Raw genomic sequence first — 11,674 nt, forward strand, 5'->3', positions numbered from 1 at the left:
GCGAAAACTCGGAGTTGCCGTCTCGCGCAACGACTTCTCCGTGGGGTAATGGGTCCCGGCCTTCGCCGGGACGACTCCGGGGAGAGACTGCGCGCAACAATCCCTCAATGCTTCCCCGGCCCCATATAGCCGAACAAAAATCCCGCTACCTTGCGGATCTGGATCTCCTCGCTGCCCTCGGTGATGCGATAGCGGCGGTGATGGCGGTAAATGTGCTCGAACGGCTTGTGGCGTGAATAGCCCATGCCGCCGTGAACCTGCATGGCGCGGTCGGCAGACTCGCAACACAGGCGGTTTGCCCAGTAGTTGCACATCGAGACGCGGTCGGAGAGCGTGCGCTCGATCTGCTCCTCGGTGAGCTTGTCCATTTCCCAGGCGGTCTTGCGGATCAACAGGCGCAGCATCTCGGCCTGCGTCGCAAGCTCGACCAGCGGGAATTGGATCGCCTGGTTCTCGGCCAGCGCCTTGCCGAACGGTTTTCGCTCGCGCGCATACTTCACGCTCTCGTTGATGCAGTAGACCGCTGCCCCCAACGAACTCGCTGCCTGCCGGATGCGGTTTTGATGGACAAAACATTGCGCCAGCGACAGGCCGCGACCGTCCTCGCCGAACAGCGCATCCTCCGGCACGAACACGTCCGTAAAGCTGACGCGGGGATGATCGGTCGGCATGTTGAAGGTCCACATATACTCTTCGATCTTCACGCCATGGCTCGTGGCCGGCACCAGGAAGCAGGTGATGCCGCGGGCATCGCCGTCATTGCCTGACGTGCGCGCGAACAGCGCGCAATGCGTGGCGACGTGCATGCCGGTCGTCCACATCTTCTCGCCGTTGATGATCCAGCCCTTGACGTTGTCACGGGTCGCGGGCACCGCGCGCGCTTCCATATGGGTGGCGTCGGAGCCGTGATTTGGCTCGGTCAGGCCGAAGGTGATGCGGTACTTGCCCTTGATCGAGCCGTCGATCATCGCCTTCTGGTCGTCGCGTCCGTAGCGATCGAGCATGGTGGCGACGGGGAAGTTGCCGACGATGGAATGCTCGTTCTGGAGGTCGTTGTGCAGGCCGAGCCCCTTGGCGGCAAAGTGCTCGCGGATGACCGCCATCCAGAGGTTGGAGCCATTCTTGCCGCCATATTGCTTCGGCACCGCAAAACGCAAATGACCGGCGGCGTCTGCGAGATCCTTGGCCTTGCGCAGCAGCGCCTCCCATTCGTGGCGCGGCAGGCCGCCATTCTCGAAATCGGTGCGCGCCCATTCGCGGCGGTGATCGAAGAAGCGGATGTTATCGTCGACCGCCTCCAGCGGCTTGATCTCGCGTTCGATGAAAAGGTCGAGCTCTGTGAGATAGGCGACGAGATCGGCAGGCAGCGAGAAATCCACGGCTCTCTCCCGGATGATTTTTTCGTTTTGCGTTAAGGCGCTGGGCGCAGCTTTGCTTCGCACGATTAAGGTGAGAAGAGCGCCGCCAAGTCAAGCAATGGGAGACGTGTGAGATGCGCAAGGCGCATTGCGCAATTCGATGGTGCTCCAGCGCGGAGGCGCGGTAGTATTCCGGCAATATTCCTTCACGAGAAACTGCGGGAGCGCACGATGGAGCTGAAATTTTCCAAGGTGGAACGCAAGGGGCCGATCACGATCGTCACGCTGTCGCGGCCCGAGGTCTACAACGCGCTGCACACCGACGCGCATTTCGAGCTCAACAAGGTGTTTGACGATTTCTCCGCCGATCCCGAGCAGTGGATCGCGATCGTCACCGGTAGCGGCGACAAGGCGTTCTGCGCCGGCAACGATCTGAAATGGCAGGCCGCCGGCGGCAAGCGGGGCTGGGACAAGGGCGGCTTCGCCGGCCTCACCGCGCGCTTCGACTGCGACAAGCCGATCATCGCCGCGGTCAATGGCGTGGCGATGGGCGGCGGTTTCGAGATTGCGCTGGCCTGCGACCTGATCATCGCCTCGGAGAACGCGACCTTCGCCTTGCCCGAGCCGCGCGTCGGGCTGGCCGCACTCGCCGGAGGCCTGCACCGGCTGCCGCGCCAGATCGGGCTGAAGCGCGCCATGGGCATGATCCTCACCGCGCGTCATGTCAGCGCCAAGGAGGGTCTCGAACTCGGATTCGTCAACGAGGTGGTGCCGCAGGGCGAAGCGCTCACGGCCGCGCTGCGCTGGGCCGAGATGATCACCAAGAATTCGCCGATGTCGATCCGCGCGTCAAAGCAGGCGATCCAGAAGGGCCTCGGCGTGTCGCTGGAGCAGGCGATCGAGGAGCAGCGGGAATATCCGGCCGTGAAGGCGATGGTTGCGTCCCAGGACTACATCGAGGGTCCGAAGGCGTTTGCGGAGAAGCGGCCGCCGAAATGGGTGGGGAAGTGAAGGGTCGCTCGGCTCATCACCGCCGTCATGCCCCGGCTGGACCGGGGCATCCAGTACGCCGCGGCTTCTCGGCTCAATCAATGCCGCCTCTGGAATACTGGATTGCCCGCCTTCGCGGGCGATGACAGCAGAGAGTGTAGTACCGCCTACCCGCTTCGCGAGAGTTCGCGTTTGTACGACGCGTAATTCGGCTGGTCCACCGCAAGCTTGTCCATGGTCGTTTGCCACAGATGCTCGGCAAGGCCGGGCGTCGCTAGATCGACCTCGCCCTTGGCGATGCGCTCGGCCAGCGTGCGGTTGAGATCGGTCACCGAGCCGTCCATGCCGAGCAGAGCACGCAGCCGCTCCACCTCCGCGGCGTCGCTCCCCTCCTCCCGCGTCAACTGCCTTGTCACGAGATCGAGGATGTTGATGGCCACGCGCAGCTTGAAGGCCTGGTGGCCGGAGATCAGCGGCGCGATGTCGTTGCGGAGGAAATCGGCGACCGACTTCGTCAGCTCGATCGGGGTCGGCTCGTCCTGCATGGTCAACTCCCCCGCGGCGCCAGCAGCCGCAACAGATCGATCTCGGTCTCGGAAGCGCGACGGCCGATCATGGCGCGTTCCATCGAATGGTCCGGACTTTCGCGAAAGCGCTGCATCATGCCGCCGCACATGATGCCCCAGCGCAGCGTGCCCATCACTTCCCAGAATTTGACACGCGATGGATCGACCTTCCGCCCAGCCGCCTCATAGCCGGCGAACAGCTCCTCACGCGAGCCAAAGCCGCCGACCGGCTTGTCGATCTCGCCAAAGCGCCAGGAGTTGACGCAAACCCAGCCGAGATCCTCCATGGGATCGCCGAGATGGGCGAGCTCCCAGTCCAGCACCGCGCGCACGCCGTCGGCGCCAATGATGAGATTGCCGTTGCGGAAATCGCCATGCACCAGCGTCGTCTCGGCCGAAGGGCCCGGATCGTGGTCGCGGAGCCAGCGCAGCGCCAGCTCGAAGACGGGTTTGGGCCAGTCCAGGCTGCGATAATCGCGTTCGAACTCAGAGATCTCCTCCGTCGCGGACCGGCTGCGCAGCTCGGGCAATTTGTCCCGCGGTAGCCCGTGCAGCTTCGCGAGCACGCCGCCGATCTGCCGTGCGAGACGCGGCCGCGCCGCCGCAAACTCGTCGTCGCGCAGAATCTTGCGCGCGATGGTTTCGCCCTCGACCCGCTGCATGATGAAGCCGGTGCCGAGATCGTCGTCCGGCGGGAGCACATGCATCACGCGCGGCGACGGCACGCCGGCCTCATAGGCAAGCTGCATCAGCTGCGCTTCCGCGCCGAGACCTGCCGCGCGCGTCGGCGCCGCGCCATACCCCTTCGGCGAGCGGCGCAGGATCGCACCGATCGGCCCGTCGGGATGCACGATGTCGAAGCGCCAGGTCTCCTGGCTGGCGCCGCCGGACAGCTTGGCCGCGCCGGTCACGCCGGCGGCCCCCTCGCACCAGCGCGCAACGCTGCGGGAAAGCTCAGCCTCGATCATTTGCCCTTGAACTGCGCCGGACGCTTCTCCAGGAAGGCGCCAACACCTTCGCGGAAATCATCCGTGTCGCCGGCACGGAGCTGGCACTGAAATTCGAGATTGAGCTGATCCTCGAAGGAATTCTCGGGGCTGTCCCAGTACAGCTTGCGGATCAGCGACAGCGCGACCGTCGGGCCGCTGGCGAGGTCGCGCGCAAGCTTCATCGCCTCCTCCATCAGCACGCCGTCATCATAGACGCGGTTGACGAGGCCCCATTCCAGCGCCTTCTCGGCCGGGAGCCGCTCGCCCATCAACGACAATTCGATCGAGCGTGCCTTGCCGATCAGCCGCGGCAAGAGCCAGGTCGAGCCGCAATCCGGCACCAGACCGATGCGGCGGAACGCTTGCAGGAAATAGGACGAGCGCGCGCACAGGATCATGTCGCCGAGCAGCGCGAAGCTCATGCCGGCGCCGGCCGCCGGGCCGTTGACCGCGGTCACGATCGGGCAATGCAGATTGCGAATGCGGCGCAGGAAGGGATGGAAGCCGGTCTCGAGCGTCAGGCCGGCCTTGGTCTTCTTCGACTGGTTGTTGCGGCCCTGGAGATTCGCCCCGGTGCAGAACGCCCGCCCTGCGCCCGTCAGCACCACGCAGCGCACCTCGTCCTTCTTCTCCTCGATCGTGTCGAGCGCTTCTGAGAGACCGCCCAGCATGTCCACGGAGACCGCGTTCATCACCTCCTGATGGTCGAGCTTGAGGATCGCGACCGAACCATCGAGATCGAGCGTGACGTGTTTGAACTGCATGGTTTCCTCGTGAGTTGCGGCCTGTGCCAGTTTCGCAGACCGGAATTGATTTGCCGGGGCGCATATTTGATTTTTGGCGCGGTCTTGTCCATGGTGATCGGAGCCTAGCAAGCAATCTTGCGCGCAGCGGCTGATGCGCACGAAGCAAAAACAGGAAACGCGCCATGAACCTTTTCGACCTTTCGGGACGCGTCGCCGTGATCACCGGCGGCAATGGCGGCATCGGGCTGGGCATCGCGCAGGCGCTCGCCGGCCAGGGCTGCAACGTCTCGATCTGGGGCCGGAATGCTGACAAGAACAAGGCCGCTGCCGCGAGCCTGGCCGGGCTATCAGGCAAGGTCGACACGCGGGTCTGCGACGTCACCGACCCGGCCTCGGTCAATGCCGCGATGAAGGCCACGCTCGACACATTCGGCCGGGTCGACGGCTGCTTCGCCAATGCCGGCATCGGCGGCGGCGGCCGGCGCTCCTTTATCGAACGCACCGAGGAAGAATGGCGCACGATGTTTGCGACCAATCTCGACGGCGTGTTCCACGCGTTCCAGGCTGCCGCAAAACACATGACCGCGCGCGCCGAGGCCGGCGATCGCTTCGGCCGGCTGGTGGCGACTTCGAGCCTCGCCTCGATCTTCGGCACCGCGCGCAACGAGCACTATGCCGCGACCAAGGCCGCGATCAACGCGCTGGTGCGTGCGCTCGGCGTCGAGCTGGCGCGTCACGGCGTCACCGCGAACGCGATCCTGCCGGGCTGGATCAAGAGCGACATGACCTCGGGCCTGATGGCCAACGAGAAATTCGTCGCCAACGTGATGCCGCGAATTCCGGTGCGGCGCTTCGGCGAGGCCAGCGACTTCGGCGGCATCGCGGTGTATCTGATGAGCAAGGCCTCGTCGTACCACACGGCGGATACGTTCGTGATCGACGGCGGTTATACGGCGTTTTGATTTTCATAATGAGGGGAACGGGCACATGTTTTCACACGTCATGATCGGCACCAACGACCTCGACAAGGCCAAGGCCTTCTACGACAATTTGCTGTCCACGCTCGAGGTGCGGCCGGCGCGGGTCGACGGCCATCGCATCTTCTACATTACCAAGACCGGCGTGTTCTCGGTCACAAAGCCGATCAACGGCGAAGCGGCGACGCCTGCGAATGGCGGCACCATCGGCTTTGCCGCCAACTCGCCGGAACAGGTCAATGCATGGCATACGGCCGGCATCGCCGCCGGCGGCGTTCCTTGCGAAGATCCTCCTGGTATCCGTCAAGGCCCGGGCGTCAACCTCTATATTGCCTATTTGCGTGACCTCGACGGCAACAAGATCTGCGCGATGCACCGGATGGCAAGCTAGGCCGGCCGCAACCACCGCTGTCATGCCCCGGCTTGGCCGGGCATCCAGTACGCCGCAGCTTCTCGATAGATCACATACGCCTCGGAGTACTGGATCGCCCGATCAAGTCGGGCGATGACAGCGAGAATGCCGCCCATTCAAACAACATTTCAAACGTCCGCGATATTCCATCGCATGGCATGGCTCGCGTTGAAAAAAAGCGCGCTCGCACTTTGGCGACGCTGCGACTATTCTCCGGCGCAACGCGATCTCAGCGACCCCGGGAGGAACAATGACAAAACACACCTATATTCCCCGCACCACCAACTACACCCTCAATCCCGGCGACGAGCTCAACGACCTCAGGATGTCGGACCAGGTCCGGCCGCTCTACGATCACGTCAGGAAGTTCATCCGCGACACCGTCGAGCCGATGTCGACCGAATTCGCCAAGGCCGGCGAAGGCAAAGAGGATCGCTGGAGCTTCACGCCGAAGCAGCTCGAGGTGCTGGAGAAGGCCAAGAACAAGGCCAAGCAGGAAGGCCTCTGGAACTTCTTCCTGCCCGACGACGAGACCGGCCAGGGCCTGAAGAATCTCGACTACGCCTATATCGCATCCGAGCTCGGCAAGAGCCCACTGGCATCGGAGAGCATGAACTGCTCGGCGCCTGATACCGGCAACATGGAGGTGCTGGAGCGCGTCGGCACCAAGGAGCAGAAGGAGAAGTGGCTGAAGCCGCTGATGAACGGCGAGATCCGCTCCGCCTATGTCATGACCGAGCCGAACGTCGCCTCCTCCGATGCCAAGAACATCTCGACGAGCGCAAAGCTCGTCGGCGACGAATGGGTCATCAACGGCGAGAAGTATTACATCTCCGGCGTCGGCGATCCCCGCTGCAAGATCCTCATCGTGATGGTGAAGACCAACCCGGATGCGGCGCCGAGCAAGCAGCAGTCGCAGATTCTGGTGCCGCGCGACACGCCCGGCGTCGAGGTGCTCGGTCCCATGTACGTGTTCGGCCAGGACCACGCGCCGCGCGGCCACATGCACATGCGCTTCAACAACGTGCGCGTGCCCAAGGAGAACATTCTGCTCGGCGAAGGCCGCGGCTTCGAGATCTCGCAGCTTCGGCTAGGCCCGGGCCGCATCCATCACTGCATGCGCACTATCGGCAAGGCCGAGAAGGCGCTCGATTTGATGGTGCAGCGTGGCCTCACCCGCGAAGCCTTCGGCAAGAAGATCGCCCATCTCGGCGGCAACATGCAGATCATCGCGCAGGCGCGCTGCGAGATCGAGGCGATGCGGCTGATGGTGCTGAAGGCCGCCAAGGCCATGGACGTGCTCGGCAACAAGGAGGCTCGCGTCTGGGTCTCCATGGTCAAGGCCATGGTGCCGGAACGCGCCTGCAAGATCATCGACCAGTCGATCCAGATGCACGGCGCCACCGGCATCTCGCACTGGACCCCGCTCGCGGAGATGTATCAGGACGTGCGCCATCTCCGCTTCGCGGATGGTCCGGACGAGGTGCACTGGATGGTGGTGGGACGCCACGAGCTGAGCATGGCGTGATCAACTGCCTCTCTTCCCCTCTCCCCGCACGCGGGGAGAGGCGAAGGGGCTACGACGCGGCCACCTCGCCGATCTTGTCCTGCGTCTTGGTCTCGAAATCGCTAGCGTCATGCCGCTCGTGAAGCTGGCTGGCGGGATCTCCGGAGACACGGTTGACCATGCGGCCGCGCTTGACGGCCGGGCGCTTGGCGATCTGGTCGGTCCAGCGCTGCACGTGCTTGTAGTCCTGCACGGACAGGAATTCGCCGGCGCCGTAGACCAGCCCCTTGGCGAGCGCGCCGTACCAGGGCCACACCGCCATGTCGGCGATGGTGTATTCGCTGCCGGCGAGATATTCGTTGTCGGCGAGCCGGCGGTCGAGCACGTCGAGCTGGCGCTTGGTTTCCATCGCGAAACGGTCGATGGCATATTCGATCTTGGTCGGCGCGTAAGCGTAGAAATGGCCGAAGCCGCCGCCGAGATAGGGCGCGCTGCCCATCTGCCAGAACAGCCACGACATCGCTTCAGTGCGGCTCTTGATGTCCTTCGGCAGGAAGGCGCCGAACTTTTCGGCGAGGTAGAACAGGATAGAGCCGGACTCGAACACCCGGATCGGCTCCGGGCCGGAGCGGTCCATCAGCGCCGGGATCTTGGAATTCGGATTGATGTCGACAAAGCCGCTGCCGAACTGGTCGCCGTTACCGATTCTGATCAGCCAAGCGTCGTATTCCGCGCCCTTGTGGCCGAGCGCCAGAAGCTCCTCCAGCATCACGGTGACCTTGACGCCGTTCGGCGTCGCCAGCGAATAGAGCTGGAAGGGATGCTTGCCGACCGGCAGCTCCTTGTCATGGGTGGGACCGGCGATCGGGCGGTTGATGCTGGCGAACTGTCCGCCGTTCTCCTTGTTCCAGGTCCAGACCTTGGGCGGCACGTAGGCGGGGGTGTCGGTCATGCGAGGGCTCCGGCAAAAAGATGCGTCTGCATTAATTAGCCCGCGGACGGCGGATGGCAAGCCCTGCCGGCCCTGCGTCCGGCGCGGGCCTCGCGACCGCGTCATGCGTCCGACGTTGCCGAGGACGGCCATCACGAGAAGCCGCATCTGTCGAGCCGGGCGTACGGCTTCGCGCAACACGGCGTGTGCACGCAAGATGCGCCGCCAAATCCGGATTGGCATAGCGCAAGACGATGGTCTAGCGTCGATGAGCCTTCGCTCAAGATTGCGACAACAGCAACGCGAGGCCGCCGGGAGAGAACGATGAAATCGCCGATCTGCGACATGCTGGGCATCGATTTCCCGCTGCTCGCCTTCAGCCATTGCCGCGATGTCGTCGCGGCTGTCAGCCGCGCCGGTGGGTTTGGCGTGTTAGGTGCGACCGTGCACACGCCGGATACGCTCGAACGCGAGCTGAGATGGATCGACAAGCACGTTGACGGCAAGCCTTACGGCGTCGACGTGCTGATCCCCGAAAACATCTCGACTGCGGGCGAGAAGGACGTCACCTGGAAGAGCCTTGAGGCGCGCGTGCCACAGGAGCACCGCAACTACACGCGCAATCTCCTGAAGAAATACGACATCGAACTCACGACCACCGAGGTCGCCGACAACCAGCCGCAGCCGTTCGATGGCAGGACCGCGCTGGAGCTGCTGGAGGTCTCGTTCAACCACCCGATCCGCCTGATCGCCAATGCGCTCGGCGTGCCGCCGAAGGCCATGATCGAGATGGGCAGGAAGCACGGCGTGCCGGTCGCGGCCCTGGTCGGCGCCAAGGAGCACGCGCTGCGCCAGGTCGCGGCCGGCGTCGATATCCTCGTGGTCCAGGGCACCGAAGCTGGCGGCCATTGCGGCGAGGTCTCGACCATGGTGCTGGTGCCCGAGGTGATCAAGGCGATCAAGAATATCCGCGACGTGCCGGTGCTGGCGGCCGGCGGCATCATGACGGGACGACAGATGGCGGCCTGCATGGCGATGGGTGCCGCGGGCGCCTGGACCGGCTCGGTGTGGCTTGCGACCGTCGAGTCCGAGACCACGGAGATCTTTCGCGAGAAGATGATCGCGGCATCGTCGCGCGATGCGGTGCGCTCTAAGGGCCGCACTGGAAAGCCGGCACGGCAACTTCGTTCGGTCTGGACCGACGCCTGGGACCGCGCAGCCGAGAGCCCCGGCGCATTGCCGATGCCGCTGCAAAGTATCGTCAGCCGCGACGCCTTCAACTCGATCGACCGCGCCGCGGCGGGCGGCAACGCCAAGGCGCGCGATCTCGTGAGTTACTTCGTCGGCCAGGGCGTCGGGCTGATCGACAGCGTGAAGTCGGCCGGTGCGGTGGTGCAGGAGTTCAAGGAAGAGTTTGCCGAAGCCGTCGAGCACATGAATGCGCTGGTGGCGGAGTGATTGCCACACACCGTCATTGCGAGCGCAGCGAAGCAATCCAGACTACCATCGCGGAAAGACCCTGATTGCTTCGCTACGCGCGCAATGACAAAAAACTGACATCGTGAATTGAAGCATGACAGATAAGAAGCATACCCCCGAAGACCGCATCCCCGTCATCGTCGGCGTCGGCGAGATCGTCGACCGTCCCAAGGAGGTCACCGATGGCCTCGAGCCGCTCGACCTGCTCGAACAGGCGCTGCGGCGCGCGGAAGCAGATGCCGGCGCAAAGCTGCTCGACGAGGTGCAATCGCTCGATATCGTCAACTTCCTGAGCTGGCGCTATCGCGATCCGGAGCAGCTGCTGGCGCAACGGCTCGGCATCACGCCTTCGCATTGCTATTACGGCCCGGTCGGCGGCGAGAGCCCGATCCGCTACATCCACGAGGCAGCAAAGCGCATTGCGCGCGGCGAATGCAGCGTCGCCGCGGTTTGCGGCGCGGAGGCACAGTCGACGGCGACCAAGGCGGAGCGCGCCGGGGCAAAGCTGCCATGGACCCCGTTCGCCCATGACGTCGAGGAGCCGAAGCGCGGCGCGGCGTTCCAGAAGCCGCTGGCCGTGAAGCTCGGCGTGTTCCGCCCCGTCACCGTCTATCCGTTCTACGAAGCGGCATCGTCCGCCCATTGGGGACAGACGCCGCGCGAGGCGATGGCAGAGTCGGGTACACTATGGTCACGCTATTCCGAGGCCGCCGCGCAGAATCCCAACGCCTGGCTGAAGCGGCGCTATACGCCTGACGAAATCACGACGCCCACCGCGGACAACCGTCTCATCGCGTGGCCTTACAACAAGCTCATGGTTGCCAACCCGAGCGTCAACATGGGCGGCGCGCTGCTGCTGACCAGCCTCGCCAAAGCGCGTGCGGCCGGCATCGCCGATGACAGACTGGTCTATCCGCTCGGCGGCGCCTCGGCCGAGGAGCCGCGCGACTATCTCTTGCGCGACCAGTTTTACGAGAGCCATCCGCAGAACGCCGTTTTGAAGGCCGTGATGGATCTCGCCGGCGGCGACGGCAGGAAGTTCGACGCGATCGAGCTCTATAGCTGCTTTCCGTGCGTGCCCAAGATGGCGCGGCGAACGCTGGGTCTAGGTGCGGACGTGCAGCCGACCGTGACTGGCGGCCTCACCTTCTTCGGCGCGCCGCTCAACACCTACATGACGCACGCGGCCTGCGCGATGGTCCGGCGCGTGCGCGACGGCGCAAAGCTCGGCCTGCTCTACGGCCAGGGCGGTTTCGTCACCAAGCATCATGCGCTGGTGGTGTCGAAGGTGCCGCCGCGCGAAGCATTGGCACAGGAGACGAGCGTGCAGGCGGCGGCGGACAGCAACAAGCGCGCGGTGCCGGAGTTCGTCACGGATGTCTCAGGCAAGGGCAAGGTGGAGAGCTCTACGGTGCTCTACGGCCGCGGCGGCGAGGTCGAGCATGGCGTGGTGATGCTGCGGACGGAAAACGATAGGCGCACGCTGGCGCGGATTCCCGCGAGCGATGCGGCAACGCTGGCGCATCTGCTCGACATGGATCGCACGCCGGTGGGTTCGCTCGGCGAGATCACGATGACGGTAGATGGCGTGCCGGAATGGAGGGTGGCGTAGCTCTCGTAGCAACCATTAAAGGCTAGGCGGCTTTTTCGATCCAGGGCGTGCCCCGTTGCACGACAGTATTGGCGTAGATCAGGAGCTTGCGGGCGCAGGCGATGAGC

General features: G+C 64.4%; 11 protein-coding genes. 6 read left to right on the top strand and 5 right to left on the bottom strand.

The features are described 5' to 3' along the window. Positions 1-104: 104 nt before the first annotated feature. On the bottom strand, positions 105-1,379 hold the full coding sequence (locus ACFQX9_RS08260; RefSeq protein ID WP_018456970.1) for an acyl-CoA dehydrogenase family protein: 1,275 nt from the start codon (positions 1,377-1,379) through the stop codon (positions 105-107). 210 nt (positions 1,380-1,589) lie between these two features. On the opposite strand from ACFQX9_RS08260, the gene ACFQX9_RS08265 reads away from it, so the two are divergent. Beyond that, positions 1,590-2,369 (top strand): enoyl-CoA hydratase-related protein, encoded by a 780-nt coding sequence (locus ACFQX9_RS08265; protein ID WP_085352188.1) that lies wholly within the window; start codon positions 1,590-1,592, stop codon positions 2,367-2,369. A 146-nt stretch (positions 2,370-2,515) separates the two neighbouring features. On the opposite strand, the gene ACFQX9_RS08270 is transcribed toward ACFQX9_RS08265, so the two are convergent. The 3 genes from ACFQX9_RS08270 to ACFQX9_RS08280 are packed head-to-tail and all read right to left on the bottom strand — an operon-like array spanning position 2,516 to position 4,667. Further along, complete coding sequence (locus tag ACFQX9_RS08270; RefSeq protein ID WP_085352187.1) at positions 2,516-2,893, bottom strand: DUF6285 domain-containing protein; 378 nt, start codon at positions 2,891-2,893, stop codon at positions 2,516-2,518. A gap of 2 nt (positions 2,894-2,895) precedes the next feature. Then, positions 2,896-3,882, bottom strand: a complete 987-nt coding sequence (locus tag ACFQX9_RS08275; protein ID WP_085352186.1) for a phosphotransferase family protein — start codon at positions 3,880-3,882, stop codon at positions 2,896-2,898. Beyond that, entirely contained in the window at positions 3,879-4,667 is a 789-nt protein-coding gene (locus tag ACFQX9_RS08280; protein ID WP_085352185.1) for an enoyl-CoA hydratase/isomerase, read from the bottom strand. Before ACFQX9_RS08280 ends, ACFQX9_RS08275 begins: the two co-directional genes overlap by 4 nt. A gap of 164 nt (positions 4,668-4,831) precedes the next feature. On the opposite strand from ACFQX9_RS08280, the gene ACFQX9_RS08285 reads away from it, so the two are divergent. From ACFQX9_RS08285 to ACFQX9_RS08295, 3 genes are all read left to right on the top strand, one after another. Further along, positions 4,832-5,611 carry an SDR family NAD(P)-dependent oxidoreductase gene (locus ACFQX9_RS08285; protein ID WP_085352184.1) on the top strand — a complete coding sequence of 260 codons (780 nt, stop codon included), beginning with the start codon at positions 4,832-4,834 and terminating at the stop codon, positions 5,609-5,611. Between the two features lie 25 nt (positions 5,612-5,636). Continuing rightward, positions 5,637-6,017 carry a VOC family protein gene (locus tag ACFQX9_RS08290; protein WP_007593712.1) on the top strand — a complete coding sequence of 127 codons (381 nt, stop codon included), beginning with the start codon at positions 5,637-5,639 and terminating at the stop codon, positions 6,015-6,017. A gap of 271 nt (positions 6,018-6,288) precedes the next feature. Then, complete coding sequence (locus ACFQX9_RS08295) at positions 6,289-7,566, top strand: acyl-CoA dehydrogenase family protein (RefSeq protein WP_018456976.1); 1,278 nt, start codon at positions 6,289-6,291, stop codon at positions 7,564-7,566. 49 nt (positions 7,567-7,615) lie between these two features. Here ACFQX9_RS08295 and yghU read toward each other — a convergent pair whose 3' ends face one another. Then, positions 7,616-8,497 carry a glutathione-dependent disulfide-bond oxidoreductase gene (gene yghU, locus ACFQX9_RS08300; protein WP_085362319.1) on the bottom strand — a complete coding sequence of 294 codons (882 nt, stop codon included), beginning with the start codon at positions 8,495-8,497 and terminating at the stop codon, positions 7,616-7,618. Between the two features lie 303 nt (positions 8,498-8,800). Between yghU and ACFQX9_RS08305 the strand changes: the two genes are divergently transcribed. Together ACFQX9_RS08305 and ACFQX9_RS08310 are read left to right on the top strand one after the other, a co-directional pair. Next, positions 8,801-9,934: a nitronate monooxygenase gene (locus tag ACFQX9_RS08305; RefSeq protein WP_018456978.1), complete on the top strand. Its 1,134-nt coding sequence runs from the start codon at positions 8,801-8,803 to the stop codon at positions 9,932-9,934. Between the two features lie 115 nt (positions 9,935-10,049). Beyond that, positions 10,050-11,567: an acetyl-CoA acetyltransferase gene (locus ACFQX9_RS08310; protein WP_377787704.1), complete on the top strand. Its 1,518-nt coding sequence runs from the start codon at positions 10,050-10,052 to the stop codon at positions 11,565-11,567. Positions 11,568-11,674: the final 107 nt, after the last annotated feature.

The organism is Bradyrhizobium sp. GCM10028915 (assembly GCF_042666195.1).
Classification (GTDB): domain Bacteria; phylum Pseudomonadota; class Alphaproteobacteria; order Rhizobiales; family Xanthobacteraceae; genus Bradyrhizobium; species Bradyrhizobium canariense_D.